Annotated in this window: 19 protein-coding genes; 5 read left to right on the forward strand and 14 right to left on the reverse strand. The window is 61.4% G+C overall.

Annotated elements, in window-relative coordinates; translation table 11 throughout:
• Positions 1-202: 202 nt before the first annotated feature.
• The 5 genes from AC3RCJ_RS21250 to AC3RCJ_RS21270 all read right to left on the reverse strand — a co-directional run bounded on the left by AC3RCJ_RS21250 (position 203) and on the right by AC3RCJ_RS21270 (position 5,515).
• Positions 203-1,429 (reverse strand): MFS transporter, encoded by a 1,227-nt coding sequence (locus tag AC3RCJ_RS21250; protein WP_492964984.1) that lies wholly within the window; start codon positions 1,427-1,429, stop codon positions 203-205.
• A gap of 191 nt (positions 1,430-1,620) precedes the next feature.
• Entirely contained in the window at positions 1,621-2,031 is a 411-nt protein-coding gene (locus AC3RCJ_RS21255) for a hypothetical protein (RefSeq protein ID WP_492964985.1), read from the reverse strand.
• 153 nt (positions 2,032-2,184) lie between these two features.
• Positions 2,185-3,201: a ketol-acid reductoisomerase gene (gene ilvC, locus AC3RCJ_RS21260; RefSeq protein WP_034750044.1), complete on the reverse strand. Its 1,017-nt coding sequence runs from the start codon at positions 3,199-3,201 to the stop codon at positions 2,185-2,187.
• Between the two features lie 68 nt (positions 3,202-3,269).
• Positions 3,270-3,761 carry an acetolactate synthase small subunit gene (gene ilvN / locus AC3RCJ_RS21265; RefSeq protein ID WP_071076341.1) on the reverse strand — a complete coding sequence of 164 codons (492 nt, stop codon included), beginning with the start codon at positions 3,759-3,761 and terminating at the stop codon, positions 3,270-3,272.
• A gap of 2 nt (positions 3,762-3,763) precedes the next feature.
• Positions 3,764-5,515: an acetolactate synthase 3 catalytic subunit gene (locus AC3RCJ_RS21270; protein WP_492964986.1), complete on the reverse strand. Its 1,752-nt coding sequence runs from the start codon at positions 5,513-5,515 to the stop codon at positions 3,764-3,766.
• Between the two features lie 497 nt (positions 5,516-6,012).
• Between AC3RCJ_RS21270 and AC3RCJ_RS21275 the strand changes: the two genes are divergently transcribed.
• The 5 genes from AC3RCJ_RS21275 (at position 6,013) to AC3RCJ_RS21295 (ending at position 8,786) form a co-directional block, all read left to right on the forward strand.
• Positions 6,013-6,582: an RNA polymerase sigma factor gene (locus tag AC3RCJ_RS21275; protein WP_492964987.1), complete on the forward strand. Its 570-nt coding sequence runs from the start codon at positions 6,013-6,015 to the stop codon at positions 6,580-6,582.
• Positions 6,579-6,983, forward strand: a complete 405-nt coding sequence (locus tag AC3RCJ_RS21280; RefSeq protein WP_492964988.1) for a DUF3619 family protein — start codon at positions 6,579-6,581, stop codon at positions 6,981-6,983. Before AC3RCJ_RS21275 ends, AC3RCJ_RS21280 begins: the two co-directional genes overlap by 4 nt.
• 2 nt (positions 6,984-6,985) lie before the next feature.
• Complete coding sequence (locus tag AC3RCJ_RS21285) at positions 6,986-7,768, forward strand: DUF3106 domain-containing protein (RefSeq protein WP_492965121.1); 783 nt, start codon at positions 6,986-6,988, stop codon at positions 7,766-7,768.
• Positions 7,758-8,294, forward strand: coding sequence for an RDD family protein (locus AC3RCJ_RS21290; protein WP_492964393.1), 537 nt, complete (start codon positions 7,758-7,760; stop codon positions 8,292-8,294). Before AC3RCJ_RS21285 ends, AC3RCJ_RS21290 begins: the two co-directional genes overlap by 11 nt.
• A 63-nt stretch (positions 8,295-8,357) precedes the next feature.
• Positions 8,358-8,786 carry a group III truncated hemoglobin gene (locus AC3RCJ_RS21295; RefSeq protein ID WP_492964394.1) on the forward strand — a complete coding sequence of 143 codons (429 nt, stop codon included), beginning with the start codon at positions 8,358-8,360 and terminating at the stop codon, positions 8,784-8,786.
• Here the strand turns inward: AC3RCJ_RS21295 and AC3RCJ_RS21300 are convergent.
• From AC3RCJ_RS21300 to AC3RCJ_RS21340, 9 genes are all read right to left on the reverse strand, one after another.
• Positions 8,783-9,541 carry an rRNA pseudouridine synthase gene (locus AC3RCJ_RS21300; RefSeq protein WP_492964395.1) on the reverse strand — a complete coding sequence of 253 codons (759 nt, stop codon included), beginning with the start codon at positions 9,539-9,541 and terminating at the stop codon, positions 8,783-8,785. The two genes, AC3RCJ_RS21295 and AC3RCJ_RS21300, sit on opposite strands and share 4 nt — an antisense overlap.
• 275 nt (positions 9,542-9,816) lie before the next feature.
• Positions 9,817-10,734 carry a class I SAM-dependent methyltransferase gene (locus AC3RCJ_RS21305; RefSeq protein ID WP_492964396.1) on the reverse strand — a complete coding sequence of 306 codons (918 nt, stop codon included), beginning with the start codon at positions 10,732-10,734 and terminating at the stop codon, positions 9,817-9,819.
• Positions 10,721-10,915, reverse strand: a complete 195-nt coding sequence (gene iscX, locus AC3RCJ_RS21310; protein WP_070288776.1) for a Fe-S cluster assembly protein IscX — start codon at positions 10,913-10,915, stop codon at positions 10,721-10,723. Before iscX ends, AC3RCJ_RS21305 begins: the two co-directional genes overlap by 14 nt.
• Position 10,916: 1 nt before the next feature.
• Entirely contained in the window at positions 10,917-11,258 is a 342-nt protein-coding gene (fdx, locus tag AC3RCJ_RS21315; protein WP_034750070.1) for an ISC system 2Fe-2S type ferredoxin, read from the reverse strand.
• Between the two features lie 67 nt (positions 11,259-11,325).
• Positions 11,326-13,206, reverse strand: a complete 1,881-nt coding sequence (gene hscA, locus AC3RCJ_RS21320; RefSeq protein WP_492964397.1) for a Fe-S protein assembly chaperone HscA — start codon at positions 13,204-13,206, stop codon at positions 11,326-11,328.
• A gap of 108 nt (positions 13,207-13,314) precedes the next feature.
• Positions 13,315-13,830, reverse strand: coding sequence for a Fe-S protein assembly co-chaperone HscB (gene hscB, locus AC3RCJ_RS21325; protein ID WP_492964398.1), 516 nt, complete (start codon positions 13,828-13,830; stop codon positions 13,315-13,317).
• Positions 13,831-13,894: 64 nt separating this feature from the next.
• Entirely contained in the window at positions 13,895-14,215 is a 321-nt protein-coding gene (gene iscA, locus AC3RCJ_RS21330; protein WP_071322760.1) for an iron-sulfur cluster assembly protein IscA, read from the reverse strand.
• A 51-nt stretch (positions 14,216-14,266) separates the two neighbouring features.
• Positions 14,267-14,656, reverse strand: coding sequence for a Fe-S cluster assembly scaffold IscU (gene iscU / locus AC3RCJ_RS21335; protein ID WP_010399775.1), 390 nt, complete (start codon positions 14,654-14,656; stop codon positions 14,267-14,269).
• Between the two features lie 172 nt (positions 14,657-14,828).
• The gene (locus AC3RCJ_RS21340; RefSeq protein WP_492964399.1) at positions 14,829-16,085 is read right to left on the reverse strand and encodes an IscS subfamily cysteine desulfurase; all 1,257 of its coding nucleotides are present in this window, start codon (positions 16,083-16,085) and stop codon (positions 14,829-14,831) included.
• Positions 16,086-16,096 lie beyond the last annotated feature (11 nt).

Below are 16,096 nucleotides of genomic sequence, written 5' to 3' on the forward strand. Positions count from 1 at the left end.
GTACTCCTAGGTAGTTAATATGGCTGACAGCCCGCGAAAGGGGTGCTTTTGCCACCTCTTTCGCCTGAGAAACTTGTCAAACTGTGTAGATTCTAACGCCTCGTTCATTCCTGTGGCGCAAATTAACAAATCGTCACAAAATGCGCTTTCCAGTCACATCTGCTCACATTTCAATACACTGCTATTGAAAATAACAATGTTATTAATGGCCCAGCACCGCGCCGCCGCTGCGCCGGCCCGGCTTGAAACTGTGGCGGTGGGCGCGCCAGGCGATAGTCAATGCCACCAGCAGCAAGGCCAGCATGGCCCACGGGAACGAGGCCGCGCCATAGCCGTCGAGCAGCATGCCGCCCGCCAGGCCGCCGCCCGCGATGGCCACGTTCCAGATGGTCGCCACCATCGCCTGCGCCACATCCATGCCGTCGCCGGCCGCGTCCGCCGACGCCGTCTGCAGCAGGGTGCCCGCGCCGCCAAAGGTGATGCCCCAGATGGCCATGCTGACATAGATCACGACTTGGGAGTCCATCGCCAGGCCCAGTGCCACCATCACGAGGGCAAAGGCGGCGATGCAGCCCAGCACGAGCGGGCGCAGCCAGCGGTCGATCAGCCGGCTGACCAGCCAGATGCCGGCCAAGGAGCCCACGCCATACACGAGCAGCACCAGGTCGACGCGGGGGCGCAGGCCGGACGGCGCCAGGAACGGTGCGATATACGTATATAAAATGTTATGCGCGAGCATCCAGGCGACGATCACGGCCAGGATGGGCCGCACGCCCGGCGTCATGAATACTTGCCGGATGCTCAGGCGTTCGCCCTGCTTTTGCCCCGGATAATCGGGCACGGCCAGCAACACCCACGCGACCAGCACCACGGCCAGGCCGGACATGATGCCAAAGATGCTGCGCCAGCCCAGCACGCCGCCCATCAGGGTGCCCAGCGGCACGCCCAGCGACAGGGCCAACGGTGTACCGATCATGGCGATGGCCATCGCCCTGCCCTGCTGCTCGACGGACACCATGCGGCGCGCGTAGCCGGCCATCAAGCCCCAGGCCAGGCCGGCGGCCATGCCGGTGACGAAGCGCGCGACCAGGGCGACGATATAGTTGGGCGCCAGGGCCGTGGCCGTATTGAAGATCAGAAAGCCGATGATGGCCAGCAGCAAGACATTGCGCCGGCGCCAGGTGCTTGTCAGCGCCGTCAGGGGGATGGCCGTCAATATGGAGCCGATGGCGTAGACGGTGACCAGCTGGCCCGTCATGACTTCGGAAATATTCAGGTCGCGGGCAATCTGCGGCAGCAAGCCGGCGGGCAAGGTTTCCGACAGGAGGGCAAGAAACGCCGTCATGGCCAGGGCCAGCAAGGCCAGGATGGGAATGGAAGAGTCAACGGCAGCCCGCGGGGGCGTCGTGGCGGTGATACGGTCAGTCATAGGGGTCCTTCAGATTGCGCAGACGGCCAATCAGCGAGCGTCTGGCGTGCTACAAAAGCGGTGATGCGCGTTGCGGTCGGCAGATACCGAAACAGATGCAGTCCACAGGAAACTGCAAAGGAAGGGCGGAATTGTAGCGCAAATGCACCAAAAGCGTGCGCGCGAAGAAAGCCGCGTTCAAACAGCCGTGCTCAAGCCGGGGTCATGCAGGCATCATTGGCCGCCTTGCGTGCCGAAAACCAGGCATTCGATTTCGGACTGAACAGGAAGGCACAGGTGACGGCGAACATCAGCGCGCCAGGCAAGACGTTCATCTTCACAGGCAAGGTCGCCAGGCAGAATGCAATGTCGATCACGCCCCATACCAGATACACGGTGCGCGCGCCACGCTGCCTTTGCAGCATGGCCAGCGCCGTCACCAGGGAAAGGCCCAGGCTGAAGAACATCATCGCGTATTGCACCTCGACGGGAATCGCGCCGTGCGCCATCGCGGCCAGCATGGCGGGATCGTTGCGGCCGAGGTATGCCGAGGCCAGCGATGACAGCGAGCCGAGGATCAGAAACCAGCAGCTGAGGGCAACCGAAACGGGACGCTTGAGCACATGAAGATTGCCGACAAGAACTTTAGAAAAAACAAGCATGGTGCTGACGGTATGGTTGATTGGGCCTGATTGTAACGGATGTTGGCGGCCAAACGCCTGCGCAGAAAAAAGCCGGCTTGCGCCGGCTTTTCATTGCGAATGACTAATAAATGCTTAGTTCTTCGACTGGTCAACCATCTTGTTCTTGGCGATCCAAGGCATCATGGCGCGCAGCTTGGCGCCCACTTCTTCGATCTGGTGCTCGGACGTCAGGCGGCGGCGCGAAATCAGGGTCGGTGCGCCGGCCTTGTTTTCCAGGATGAAGCTCTTCGCGTATTCGCCCGTTTGAATGTCTTTCAGGCATTGACGCATCGCATCCTTGGTGGCCGAGGTGACGACTTTAGGGCCGGTCACGTATTCGCCGTATTCGGCGTTGTTCGAGATCGAGTAGTTCATGTTGGCGATGCCGCCTTCATAGATCAGGTCGACGATCAGCTTCAGTTCGTGCAAGCACTCGAAGTAGGCCATTTCCGGCGCGTAGCCCGCTTCCGTCAGGGTTTCGAAGCCGGCCTTGATCAGTTCCACGGCGCCGCCGCACAGCACGGCCTGTTCGCCGAACAAATCGGTTTCGGTTTCTTCACGGAAATTCGTTTCGATGATGCCGGCACGGCCGCCGCCGTTGGCCGAGGCGTACGACAGGGCGATATCGCGGGCGATGCCCGATTTGTCCTGGTACACGGCGATCAGGTGGGGCACGCCGCCACCCTGGGTGTAGGTGGCGCGCACGGTGTGGCCCGGGGCTTTCGGCGCGACCATGATAACGTCCAGGTCGGCGCGTGGCACGACTTGGCCATAATGCACGTTGAAGCCGTGGGCGAAGGCCAGCACGGCGCCCTGCTTGGCGAACGGGGCGATGTTTTCGTTGTAGACCTGGGCGATGTTTTCATCCGGCAGCAAGATCATGATGACGTCGGCCGCTTTCACGGCGTCGTTGACTTCCGCTACTTTCAGGCCAGCTTGCTCGACCTTGGTCCACGAAGCGCCGCCCTTGCGCAGGCCGACGGTGACGTTGACGCCCGAATCGTTCAGGTTTTGCGCGTGCGCATGGCCTTGCGAACCGTAGCCGATGATGGCAACGTTTTTGCCTTTGATCAAGGAGAGGTCAGCGTCTTTGTCGTAAAAAACTTTCATGGTATTTCCTATATATTTGATGATGCGTTGTATGGGGGTGCGGCCGTGGCCGCGTACTGCAACTATTCTTATACTTTGAGGATGCGTTCGCCGCGGCCGATGCCGGAGCCGCCCGTGCGGACGGTTTCCAGGATCGAGGCGCGGTCGATCGAATCGATGAAGGCGTCAAGCTTGACCTTGTTGCCAGTGAGTTCGATCGTGTACGTCTTTTCAGTGACATCGATGATGCGGCCACGGAAGATGTCGGCGGTGCGCTTCATTTCCTCGCGCTCCTTGCCCACGGCACGGACCTTGATCAGCATCAACTCGCGTTCGATATGCTGGCCTTCGGTCAGGTCCACCACCTTGACCACCTCGATGAGGCGGTTCAGGTGCTTGGTGATCTGCTCGATGATATCGTCCGAGCCGCTGGTGACGATGGTCATGCGCGACAGGGTCGAGTCTTCCGTCGGCGCCACGGTCAAGGTTTCGATGTTGTAGCCGCGTGCCGAGAACAGGCCCACCACGCGCGACAGGGCGCCCGCTTCGTTTTCCAGCAAGACAGAAATAATATGGCGCATGATTAGAGATCCTCCGAGCCGAGCATCATTTCGGACAGGCCCTTGCCGGCTTTCACCATCGGCCACACGTTTTCGGACTGGTCGGTAATGAAGTTCATGAATACCAGCCTGTCTTTCATGCCAAACGCCTCTTTCAGGGCGCCGTCGACGTCGCCCGGTTTTTCAATTTTCATGCCCACGTGGCCATACGCTTCGGCCAGCTTCTCGAAGTCGGGCAGCGAATCCATGTACGACTCGGAATAGCGCGAACCGTAATCGATTTCCTGCCACTGGCGCACCATGCCGAGGAAACGGTTGTTGAGCATGATGATCTTCGGCGTCAGGTGATACTGCTTGCACGTGGCGAGCTCCTGGATGCACATCTGGATCGAGCCTTCGCCCGTGATGCAGGCCACGGTGGCGTCCGGATTGGCCATCTGCACGCCCATGGCGTACGGCAAGCCGACGCCCATGGTGCCCAGGCCGCCGGAATTGATCCAGCGGCGCGGCTTGTCGAAGCCATAATATTGTGCGGCCCACATCTGGTGCTGGCCCACGTCGGACGTGATGAAGGCATCGCCCTTGGTGATCTGGAACACTTTCTCGACCACCGATTGCGGCTTGATGACCAGGTCGGACGTTGGATATTTCAGGCATTCGCGGCCACGCCATTCGGCGATCTGCTTCCACCAGTTGCTCAGGGCATTGACGTTCGGCTTGGCTTCGGCCGCGTCCAGTTGCGCGAGGAACTCGATCAGCACGTCCTTGACGTTGCCGACGATGGGGATATCGACCTTGACGCGCTTGGAAATCGACGATGGATCGATGTCCACGTGAATGATCTTGCGCGGATGCGAGGCGAAATGCTTGGGGTTGCCGATCACGCGGTCGTCGAAACGGGCGCCGATGGCGATCAGCACGTCGCAGTTCTGCATCGCCATGTTCGCTTCATAGGTGCCGTGCATGCCGGGCATGCCGACATACTGCTCGCTCGAGGCGCGGTAGCCGCCCAGGCCCATCAAGGTGTTGGTGCACGGGAAACCCAGGCGGTCGACCAGCTTGTTGAGCTCGGGAGCCGCATGCGCCAGGATCACGCCGCCGCCCGTGTAGATCATCGGGCGTTCGGCTTGCAGCAGCAGCTGCACGGCCTTGCGGATCTGGCCCGAATGGCCCTTGTCGACGGGACGGTAGGAACGCATCTCGACTTCCTTCGGATAGTCGAAATGGCATTTGTGCATGCTGATATCCTTGGGGATATCGACCAGCACGGGTCCCGGACGGCCGGTACGGGCGATGAAGAAGGCTTTCTTGATCGTCGCCGCCAGGTCCTTGACATCCTTGACGAGGAAGTTGTGCTTGACGACGGGGCGCGTGATGCCGACCGTGTCGCATTCCTGGAACGCATCCTGGCCGATGGCGTGGCTCGGCACCTGGCCGGAGATCACCACCATGGGAATCGAGTCCATATAGGCGGTCGACAGGCCCGTGACGGCATTCGTGACGCCGGGACCCGACGTGACGATGGCGACACCGACCTTGTTCGAGCTGCGCGAATAGGCATCGGCGGCGTGGATCGCGGCCTGCTCGTGGCGTACCAGGATATGCTGGAATTTGTTTTGCTGGAAGATGGCGTCGTAGATGTAAAGTACGGCTCCGCCCGGATATCCAAAGACGTGCTCGACGCCCTCTTCAGCCAGACAGCGCACGACAATTTCTGCGCCCGTGATCGGTCCTGTTGCGGAACCTGTTGCAGGTCCTTTTGCTTCGGTATTCATGAAACATTCCTTTCAAGGTCCATTGGAGATTGATCGGATGTTCTTTCCTGACGAAGTTCGCTGTGCGCGACAGTGCTCCTGCTTCCCTTTTCATGCGGTCACGCAATTTCTTTGGGCACCCATAGATACCTTACAAAACAACGCTTAACGCAACTCGTTTGGCCGGAGTTTCTGTGGCGCCTGTACGAACCGCTCGCGCTTGTGGCGCGGGTTAGAACAAACTGCCTACAAATGAAAGCGCGTCTTGCCGCGGATGGCCTTGTGTGCCGGTCGCGACCTGACCATAGGGCTTTGGGGTGTTCAAAGCGTCCCATACGTTATCGCGTCGCACCATTATGGTCAAGGAAAATGTCGGCCAAAGTACCTTTTTGCTCACTCCGCATGCAAAAACCATGCGGAAACGCACATTTTTTGCTAGCATGCGCTCAGTTTGCAAAAAGCAGTCCCGCCTCCCTTCAGCCCACAGCACACACAGCCGCTAGTTCGCCCCCTACCGCATGGCAACAGACAAAGAATTATCCGACTTTCTAGAAAATGTCGAGCGGCGCGCTTTCAAGCAGGCCGCCTACGCGGTCCGCAAGGATGAATCGGCGCTCGATATCGTGCAGGATGCGATGATCAAGCTGGCCGAGAAATATGGCGACAAGCCAGCCGCCGAACTGCCGATGCTGTTCCAGCGCATCTTGCAGAACACCATACTTGACTATTTCCGCCGCGAAAAGGTGCGCAACACCTGGGTCAGCCTGTTTTCAGGCATGAAGCCATCGGGCGACGAGCATGAAGATTTTGATATACTTGACACGTATGAATCGGAACAGGGCTCGAGCGCCGCAGAATCTTCGGCCGATCAGGTCGAACGCGCGCAAATCCTTGATTTGATTGATGAAGAGGTACAAAAACTGCCGGCACGTCAACGCGAAGCCTTCCTCATGCGTTATTGGCAGGACATGGATGTGGCTGAAACAGCGGAAGCGATGGGTTGCTCCGAAGGCAGCGTGAAAACACATTGCTCTAGAGCTACCCACACGCTCGCCGAATCGCTGAAAGCCAAGGGAATAAAACTATGAACACCGACGATCTCAATTTCGCTTACAAAGTGCGCCATGCACTGAACGAAAAACTCGACGACCTGCCCGCATCGACCACCGATCGCCTGGCAGCGGCACGCAAGCTGGCCCTGGCGCGCAAGAAGGCCGACGCGCCTGCGGCCGTCGCCGTGCGCAAGGACGTGTTCGCCGGCATCGCCAGCAGCCTGTTCGTCGAGCCGCTGTCGTGGCTGGGCCGCATGAGCGTCATCCTGCCCCTGCTGCTGCTGGTGGGCGGCCTGGTGGGCATCTACCAGTTTGAGCAAGAACAACATGTTGCCGAACTGGCCGAAATCGATGCCGCCGTGCTGTCGGATGAACTGCCGCTGTCGGCCTATATGGACCATGGCTTCAATGCCTACCTGACGAAACGCGAGCAATAAGCATGGCACGCTCAAGCGTACGCAACGGCTGGCTGGCCGCCGGCATCGGCCTGGGCGCCTGCGCCGTGGCTGGCGCATCCTGGGTGGGTGCCCAGCAGCACGCGGCGCCACCAGCGGCCGCGCCTGCGGCCAAGGCGGGCGAGCCCGCCGCCCGGCCCCCTGCCCCCCACGCCGGCAACAAGGCTGGCGCGCCGCAAAATACGGACAAATTGCAGTGGAATAAACTCTCGCGCGCGCAGCAGGAAGCCTTGCTGCCCCTGGCCGGCGAATGGAACACGCTCGAGGCGCTGCGCAAGCAGAAATGGCTCGATATCGCCAACCGCTACGCCTCGATGAAAGCGGATGAACAGGCGCGCGTGCATGAGCGCATGCGCGAATGGATCAAGCTGACGCCAGAGCAACGCCGCATGGTGCGCGAAAACTATACGCGCACCAAGAAAATCGACCCCGGCCAGAAATCGGCGCAATGGGAACAATACCAGCAGCTGCCGGAAGATCAAAAGAAAAAACTGGCCGCCGAGCCCGTGCCGAAAAAACCGCTGGGCAAGGTGCCGGCGATTAATGCGAACTCGGCCAAGCCGGCCGTGATCATGGCTCCCGCCACGCCAGCGGCCAGCGCGCTGCCAGCGCCGGCGGCCACCAGCCCGCTGGCACCGGCCGTGCCGTCCGCGGCGGCGCCAGCTGCGGTGCCGGCGCCAGCGCCTGGCGCCACCGCGCTGCCAAACGCCGTGCCCGTCACGCCACCCACGCCGCCTGTCACCACCCCAGCAAACAATGTCAAATAGCACGCCCGCCACCAGCAACACCTCCCTCCCGACAATCAAGCGCCGCCTGATCTCCATGGTGTACGAGTCGCTGCTGGCCCTGGCCGTGCTCTTTTTACCCTTCCTGCTGTTCGAACTGGCCGTGCAGGGCGCGCACACGCCGCTGACGGAGCACATGCGCCAGTGCCTGGCCTTCCTCGTCATGGGTGCGTATTTCATCCACCAGTGGAGCCGCGAAGGCCAGACCCTGGCCATGAAGACGTGGCGCCTGAAAGTCGTGCTGCCCGGCCACGCCCACGTGCCGCTGCGCGTGGCCGCCTGCCGCTACATCCTGGCATGGATGTGGCTGCTGCCGGCCCTGCTGCTGTCGTATGCGCTGGACTTGCAACACTGGGCAGCGCTGGGCGCCATCGGCGCGGGCGTCCTCGCCTGGTCGGCCACGGCCCTGTTCACTGGCAATCGCCAGTTCCTGCACGACAAGCTGCTGGGCACGCAGATCGTGCAATTGCCGGCGCCGGCGAAGAAATCCAGGAAGGCCGCCGCCTGAGTTTTGACGCGGCTTGACCTGGGTCATTGATGCGCCGCAGGGGCTCTGCGATCATGGCGTGCCATGAATAATACAGCCCCCCTCCCCCATACGCGCTTCGCCAAATACCGCGCGGAAGTCTGCAGCGAAGACGACGTCAAGCAGCTCGTGCACACCTTTTACGCGGCCGCGCGCGACGACGCCATGCTCGGCCCCATCTTTGCCGCCGAGGTCAAGGATTGGGACGCCCACCTGGCGACCCTGGTCGATTTCTGGTCAGGCTTGCTGCGCGGCACCATGCGCTACCACGGCAAGCCGCTGGCGCAGCATGCGAACATGGAAAACCTGACGCCATGCATGTTCCGCCGCTGGCTGACCCTGTTCTTCGCCACGACCGAGGGCATGGGCAACCCGGCCCTGCAGGAAAAGGCCGATGCCATCGCCTTGAATATTGCCGAACGGCTATGGAAAAGCTTTGCGGAAAGCCACGCCATCGTGGCGCCGCAGCTTTAGAACCGCTCGTAGCCTTGCAGGTAGCGCCATTGGCCTGACGGCATGGCGCCCATCGGGATGCGGCCGATGCGCAAGCGCTTCATGCTGACGACGTCCAGGCCCACCATCTTGCACATGTGGGCGATCTGGCCCGGCTGCACGTTTTTCAGGGCGAAACGCAAGCGCGTCTCGTTCTGCCAGCTGACCTTGATCGGCGGCAAAGGCTTGCCATTGAAGGGCAGGCCGTGATTGAGCAGCGCCAGGCCATTTTCGGCGATATCGCCCGCCACTTCCACGATGAATTCCTGCTCCACCGTTTTCGCTTCATCGACCAGCTTGCGCGCCACGCGGAAATCCTGCGTAAACACCAGCAGGCCGGACGCCATGGTCTCGAGCGGATTGGTGATGCTCAGGCCGATCAAATGGCGTTTCAGGAAGCGCGTGACGGAGCTGGGCGCCACATTTTCCGGCGTGAAAATTTCTTCGGGACGCAGGCAACCGAGGGCTGGCTTGCCTTCCGCGCCCACGCCGCCGTTGATGCCGGCCGGCTTGTGCAGCAAGATCGTCACGGGCGGCATTTCTTCCAGCGTGGCGTTCGGCAACAGCACCACGGTCTGGTTGTCGGCCACGCGCGCGCCCGATTCCTCCACCAGCACGCCATCGACCGTGACCCAGCCACCCTCGATGTACAGCTCGGCCTCGCGGCGCGAACAGGGCACGTCTTCAGACAGGCGCTTGGCCAGGCGGACGGTGGGCATTTCGAGTGGTGTGGTCATGGGGAGGCGCAAAAAGCAAGGGAGGAGAAAGCCGGTATTGTAACCGACCCGCTCCTCCCCTCTTGTTGACGTTGTTGCTGATTGCCCGGTGATTGTCGGATTACGCTGCTGATTGTCGGATTACGCTGCTGATTGTCGGATTACGCTGCTGATTGTCGGATTACGCTGCGCTAATCCGACCTACCCGACCTACCCGACCTACACGACCTACCCGAGCTGCGCGGCGGTGGAGGGTTTGGTAGGTTGGATTAGCGGCTTGCCGCGTAATCCAACAATCAGGCCGTGGCCTTGGCCAATTCCTCGGCAAAGAAGCGGTGGCCCATCTCTTCCAGGCCCAGGGTCTGCAGCACTTCCTGCAGGCGCTCGGTGGGGCGCTGGCGCGGCAGGTTTTTGTAGCTGGCGATGATCAGTTCATTCTTCATCGAATGCTCCCAACCCACCAGTTCCGTCACGCTGACCTGGTAGCCGTGCGCTTCGAGCTGCAAACAGCGCAGCACGTTGGTGATCTGGCTGCCGAACTCGCGCGTGTGCAGCGGGTGGCGCCACAATTCCGTCAAGACATTCTTGCCCAGGCTCTTGCCCTTGTTCTTCTTCAAGACGGAAGCGACTTCCGCTTGGCAACATGGCACCAGCACCATGAATTTCGCCTTTTTCTTCAGGGCGAAGTGGATCGCATCGTCGGTGGCCGTGTTGCACGCGTGCAAGGCCGTGACGATGTCGATCTGCTGCGGCAGCAAGGTCGATTCCGTCGATTCGGCCACGGACAGCGGCAAAAACGACATGCCGGGGAACTTGAATTTCTTCGCCAGCTCTTGCGAGCGCTGCACCAGCTCTTCGCGCGTCTCGATGCCGTAGATGTGCGAACCGTCGTTGCCATTCTTGAAGAACAGGTCGTACAGGATGAAACCGAGGTAGGACTTGCCGGCGCCGTGGTCGACCAAGGACACGCCGGGATGGTCCAGCTGCACTTCGCGCAGCAGCGGCTCGATGAATTGCGTCAGGTGGTACACCTGCTTGAGCTTGCGGCGGCTGTCCTGGTTCATCTTGCCGTCGCGCGTCAGGATGTGCAATTCCTGCAGCAAGGCGACCGACTGGCCATCCTTGATCTCGGGCATGTTGCTGGCGGCCGTGATGACGTCTTTCGGCGCAACGGCTGCGGTGGCGGCGGCTGCCGCGCCCTTAGCGCGCTTCATCGATCCACGCCATCTGTATCGCTTCGAGCACTTTTTCGCCGCCGCGCGTGTGGTCATCGTCGAAGCCGTCCAGTTCCACCACCCAGTTGTGCAGGTCGGTGAAACGCACGGTCAGCGGGTCGATGTCCGGATGCGCGTCGAACAGCGCCTCGGCGATCGCGTGTATGTCGGACCATTTCATGTTAGTGGCTGCCTTCGCTGACCTGGTTGATCGTGTATTTCGGGATTTCGACGACGAGGTCGGCCTCGGCCACGATGGACTGGCACGACAGGCGCGACACGGCTTCCAGGCCCCAGGCCTTGTCCAGCATGTCTTCTTCCAGTTCCGTCGCTTCGTTCAAGGATTCGATGCCTTCGCGCACCAGCACGTGGCACGTAGTGCAGGCGCACGATTTTTCGCAGGCGTGCTCGATGTCGATGTCGTTTTCCAGCAGGATGTCGCAGATGGACTTGCCGGCCGGTGCTTCGATGACGGCGCCGTCCGGGCAAAGCTTGGCGTGCGGCAGGATAACGATTTGTGGCATGGTTTCTTCTTTCAGTCTGTCATTCGGAGCGCGGCCGCAATATCGGCGGCGCGCTGTTCAATTGGTTTTATACGACCTGATCCAGCGACTTGCCTTTCAGAGCAGTGCGCACGCTGCGGTCCATGCGGCGCGAGGCGAAATCCTCGGTACCGTCGGCCAGCGCCTCGATCGCCAGCTTCAAGGCCTGGTGGTCGATGGCGCCGCTTTGCGATTGCGCAATGGCGTCGCGCACCTTGTTCATCAAGCCATCCACGGCGGCGCGCTCGGCGTCGTCGAGCAAGCCGCCGTCTTCGTCCAGCGCCGACTGCGTGGCCAGCAGGATGCGTTCCGCTTCCACCTGCTCTTCGCGCAGCGCGCGCGCCACCATGTCGGTGTCGGCCGAGGTGTAGGAATCCTGCAGCATGCGGGCGATGTCGTCGTCGCCCAGGCCGTAGGCCGGCTTGACGCTGATCGACGCTTCCACGCCCGAGCGCAGTTCGCGCGCCGAGACGGACAGCAAGCCGTCCGCATCGACCTGGTAGGTGATGCGGATGCGCGCGGCGCCCGCCACCATCGGCGGAATGCCGCGCAATTCAAAACGCGCCAAGGAGCGGCAATCGCTGACCAGTTCGCGCTCGCCCTGCAGCACGTGCACGGCCAGGGCCGTCTGGCCATCTTTAAATGTCGTGAATTCCTGGGCTCTGGCGCACGGGATCGTCGAATTGCGCGGGATGATCTTTTCCACCAGGCCGCCCATGGTTTCGATACCGAGCGACAGCGGGATCACGTCCAGCAGCAGCCAGTCGTCGCCGGCGGCGCGGTTGCCGGCCAGCAAGTTCGCCTGGATGGCCGCGCCCAGCGCCACCACTTTATCGGGGTCGATATTCGCGTGCGGCGTCGTGTGGAAGAATTCGCTCACGGCGCGCTGCACGTGCGGCATGCGCGTGGCGCCGCCCACCATCACCACGCCGTCGACATCGTCCGCATCCACGTTCGCGTCGCGCAGGGCTTTCTTGATGGCGTTCATGGTCTTGGCCACCAGGTGCTGCGTCATGGCGGCAAAGTCGGCAGCCGTGATGCGCAGGTGGATTTCTTCGCCCGAGTTCAGCTTGGCGTCTATCGTCGTTTCCGACTTGGTCGACAGCAATTCCTTGATTTCACGCGCCTTCACCAGCAAAATCGCCGTGTCTTCGTCCGACAGCGGCGCCAGCTTGGCGTGCTCGCTGATCCAGCAGAACAGGCGGCGGTCGAAATCGTCGCCGCCCAAGGCCGAGTCGCCGCCCGTGGACAGCACTTCGAAGACGCCCTTGCTCAGTTTCAGGATGGAAATGTCGAAGGTGCCGCCGCCCAGGTCGTACACGGCGTACACGCCTTCGGAGGCGTTATCGAGGCCATACGCGATGGCGGCGGCCGTCGGCTCGCTCAACAGGCGCAAGACATTGATGCCGGCCAATTGCGCCGCATCTTTCGTCGCCTGGCGCTGCGCGTCGTCAAAGTAGGCGGGCACGGTGATCACGGCGCCCACCAGGTCGTCGCCCAGGGAATCCTCGGCGCGCTGGCGCAAGGTGGCGAGGATTTGCGCCGACACCTCGACCGGGCTTTTCACGCCGGCCACGGTTTTCAGCTGCACCATGCCAGGCGTGTCCTGGAAGTCGTACGGCAGGTTTTCCGCGTAGGCGATGTCGGCCAGGCCACGTCCCATGAAGCGCTTGACGGATACGATGGTGTTCTTCGGATCGGTGGTCTGCGCGGCCAGGGCCTTGTAGCCGATGTTCGCATGGCCGTTCGGCAGGTAGCGCACGACGGACGGCAGCAGGGAGCGCCCGTCCTCGTCGTTGAGCACCTCGGGAATGCTGTTGCGCACGGTGGCGACCAGGGAATTGGTGGTGCCCAGATCGATGCCGACGGCCAGGCGGTGCTGGTGCGGCGCGGTCGACATGCCTGGTTCGGAAATTTGCAGAAGTGCCATTGTATTCGTGCCTCGATTAATTTATTGCATGATGCAGCTGATGCCTGTCGCGCATTATAAGACGCGCGCCGGACTGGCGCTTGGCACGCGGGTCAAGCTATCCGGCGATCAAACCTCAATCGCCTCATAGGCAAAGCGGACTTCCTCGCCGAATTTGTCGAGGAACATCAGGGCGCGCACGCTTTGCGCGGCATGCACATAGTCGCCACCATCGAGCTGGGCGGCCACCTGGGCCAGCAGGGCCTTGCGTTCGCCGCGCAGCTGGCGGTCCAGGGCGTCGAGCGCGTCGGCATCCTTGGCCGCGCGCGCGTCGCCCAGTTCCTCGCGCCACTCCATCTGCTGCATCAGGAAGCTGACGGGCATGGCCGTGTTCGACTCCGTCTGCAGATCGACGCCATTGAGCTCGCACAGGTATTGCGCGCGCTTTTGCGGGCTTTTCAGGGTTTGATAGGCTTCATTGGCGCGCGTGGCCCATTGCATCGCCACGCGCTTTTCGGCGCTGCTGGCGTTGATGAAGCGGTCCGGGTGGACCTTGCCCTGCACGTCGCGGTAAGCCGCGTCGAGCGCGCTCATGTCGAGCGTGAACCGGGCCGGCAACTGGAAGAGTTCGAAGTGGTTTTGCATAGTGTCGGTGGTCGCTGTGCCTCAATCGATGAGTACAGCGCACCGACCGGGGTCTTGCCAGCTTTTAAATTCTAAAGCTCTCGCCGCAGCCGCAGGCGTCTTTTTCGTTCGGATTGTGGAACTTGAAGCCTTCGTTCAAGCCTTCGCGCGCGAAATCGAGTTCCGTGCCGTCGATATAGGGCAGGCTTTTCGGGTCGACGAAGACTTTCACGCCGTGCGACTCGAAGACGCTGTCTTCGGCCGCCGCCTCATCCACATATTCGAGCTTGTAGGCCAGGCCCGAGCAACCCGTGGTGCGCACGCCAAAGCGCAAGCCCACGCCCTTGCCGCGCCGTTCGATATAACGGTTGATGTGTTTCGCCGCTTTTTCGGTCAGTGTGATCATGTATTTCTCCGCAACTGCCCCGGCCTTGCGGCTGGGGCGGGCTGCCAACGTTTAAGCTGCTACAGGATGGCGGGTCTGGTAATCCAGCACTGCCGCCTTGATGGCGTCTTCCGCCAGGATGGAGCAGTGGATCTTCACTGGCGGCAGGGCCAGTTCTTCGGCGATCTGCGTGTTCTTGATGGCCAGCGCCTGGTCCAGGGTCTTGCCTTTGACCCATTCCGTCACCAGCGAGCTCGACGCGATGGCCGAACCGCAGCCGTAGGTCTTGAATTTCGCATCTTCGATCAGGCCATCGGCGCCGACCTTGATCTGCAGTTTCATCACGTCGCCGCAGGCGGGCGCGCCCACCATGCCGGTGCCGATGGTGTCATCACCCTTGTCGAAAGCGCCCACGTTGCGCGGGTTTTCGTAGTGATCGAGTACTTTGTCCGAGTAAGCCATTTTGATGCTCCTTAAATATTCTTGCCGGCCCCGTGAGGGGCCAGGATTAATAAAGTGCCTGAAAAACCGTAGCGAGCGGCAGTGAGTTGTGGCCGAGAAGCGGAACTGTGCTGTAGCACAGTGAGCATCGCAGGCCGCAAATCGCGACGCGCAGCAGGTTTGGCAGGTGCTTTTAGTGGGCCGCCCATTGAATCGAATTGATGTCGATTCCGTCCTTGAACATGTCCCACAACGGCGACAGTTCGCGCAATTTGTGTACTTTCGATTTCAGCAGGTTCACGGCGAAGTCGATATCTTCCTCGGTCGAGAAGCGGCCGATGGTGAAGCGGATCGAGCTGTGCGCCAGTTCGTCGCTGCGGCCCAGGGCGCGCAGCACGTACGATGGCTCCAGGCTGGCCGAGGTGCAGGCCGAACCGGACGACACGGCGATATCCTTGATCGCCATGATCAGCGACTCGCCTTCGACGTAGTTGAAGCTGACGTTCAGGTTGTGCGGCACGCGGTGGTCCATGTCGCCGTTGATGTAGACTTCTTCGATCTCCTGCAGGCCCTTGGCCAGGCGGTCGCGCAAGGCCTGGATGCGGCCGATTTCGCTGTCCATTTCTTCCTTGGCGATGCGGAAGCTCTCGCCCATGCCGACGATCTGGTGCGTCGGCAGGGTGCCCGAGCGCAGGCCGCGCTCATGGCCGCCGCCGTGCATCTGCGCTTCCAGGCGCACGCGCGGCTTGCGGCACACATACAGGGCGCCCACGCCTTTCGGGCCGTAGGTTTTATGCGCCGTGAAGGTCATCAGGTCGACCTTGGTCTTTTGCAGGTCGATGACGACCTTGCCCGTCGCCTGCGCGGCGTCGCAATGGAAGATGATGCCTTTCGAGCGGCAGAACACGCCGATCTCGTCGATCGGCTGGATCACGCCGATTTCGTTGTTCACCAGCATCACCGACACGAGGATGGTGTCCGGGCGCACGGCCGCGGCCAGCTGCTCGACGGTGATCAGGCCGTTGTCCTGCGGTTCCAGGTAGGTCGCTTCGAAGCCGATGCGTTCCAGTTCGCGCACCGTGTCGAGCACCGATTTATGCTCGGTCTTGACCGTGATGATGTGCTTGCCCTTGGTCTTGTAGAACTGTGCCGCGCCCTTGATGGCCAGGTTGTTGCTTTCCGTCGCGCCGGAGGTCCAGATGATTTCGCGCGGATCGGCGTTCACCAGGGCCGCCACGTGGCCGCGTGCCTCTTCCACGGCTTTTTCCGCCGTCCAGCCATACATGTGGCTGCGCGAGGCCGGATTGCCGAACTGCTCGCGCAGGTAGGGAATCATCTTGTCGGCGACGCGTGGATCGATCGGCGTGGTGGCCGAGTAATCCATGTAGATCGGGAAATGCGGTGCGGTTTCAAAGTGCACTTGGCCTACGTTTTTTTCTGGGGCGTTCATCAATAACTCCT

The sequence above is a fragment of the Janthinobacterium sp. GW822-FHT07H11 genome (assembly GCF_058798615.1).

Bases quoted from the DNA above. Each gene is read 5' to 3' on its own strand.
- AC3RCJ_RS21280 (WP_492964988.1), top strand. From the start codon at position 6,579: ATGAACACCGACGATCTCAATTTCGCTTACAAAGTGCGCCATGCACTG.
- iscX (WP_070288776.1), bottom strand. From the start codon at position 10,915: ATGAAATGGTCCGACATACACGCGATCGCCGAGGCGCTGTTCGACGCG.
- iscU (WP_010399775.1), bottom strand. From the start codon at position 14,656: ATGGCTTACTCGGACAAAGTACTCGATCACTACGAAAACCCGCGCAAC.
- AC3RCJ_RS21275 (WP_492964987.1), top strand. From the start codon at position 6,013: ATGGCAACAGACAAAGAATTATCCGACTTTCTAGAAAATGTCGAGCGG.
- ilvN (WP_071076341.1), bottom strand. From the start codon at position 3,761: ATGCGCCATATTATTTCTGTCTTGCTGGAAAACGAAGCGGGCGCCCTG.
- AC3RCJ_RS21340 (WP_492964399.1), bottom strand. From the start codon at position 16,085: ATGAACGCCCCAGAAAAAAACGTAGGCCAAGTGCACTTTGAAACCGCA.
- AC3RCJ_RS21250 (WP_492964984.1), bottom strand. From the start codon at position 1,429: ATGACTGACCGTATCACCGCCACGACGCCCCCGCGGGCTGCCGTTGAC.
- AC3RCJ_RS21270 (WP_492964986.1), bottom strand. From the start codon at position 5,515: ATGAATACCGAAGCAAAAGGACCTGCAACAGGTTCCGCAACAGGACCG.
- AC3RCJ_RS21295 (WP_492964394.1), top strand. From the start codon at position 8,358: ATGAATAATACAGCCCCCCTCCCCCATACGCGCTTCGCCAAATACCGC.
- hscA (WP_492964397.1), bottom strand. From the start codon at position 13,206: ATGGCACTTCTGCAAATTTCCGAACCAGGCATGTCGACCGCGCCGCAC.
- AC3RCJ_RS21290 (WP_492964393.1), top strand. From the start codon at position 7,758: ATGTCAAATAGCACGCCCGCCACCAGCAACACCTCCCTCCCGACAATC.
- iscA (WP_071322760.1), bottom strand. From the start codon at position 14,215: ATGATCACACTGACCGAAAAAGCGGCGAAACACATCAACCGTTATATC.
- AC3RCJ_RS21285 (WP_492965121.1), top strand. From the start codon at position 6,986: ATGGCACGCTCAAGCGTACGCAACGGCTGGCTGGCCGCCGGCATCGGC.
- AC3RCJ_RS21305 (WP_492964396.1), bottom strand. From the start codon at position 10,734: ATGAAGCGCGCTAAGGGCGCGGCAGCCGCCGCCACCGCAGCCGTTGCG.
- AC3RCJ_RS21300 (WP_492964395.1), bottom strand. From the start codon at position 9,541: ATGACCACACCACTCGAAATGCCCACCGTCCGCCTGGCCAAGCGCCTG.
- hscB (WP_492964398.1), bottom strand. From the start codon at position 13,830: ATGCAAAACCACTTCGAACTCTTCCAGTTGCCGGCCCGGTTCACGCTC.
- ilvC (WP_034750044.1), bottom strand. From the start codon at position 3,201: ATGAAAGTTTTTTACGACAAAGACGCTGACCTCTCCTTGATCAAAGGC.
- fdx (WP_034750070.1), bottom strand. From the start codon at position 11,258: ATGCCACAAATCGTTATCCTGCCGCACGCCAAGCTTTGCCCGGACGGC.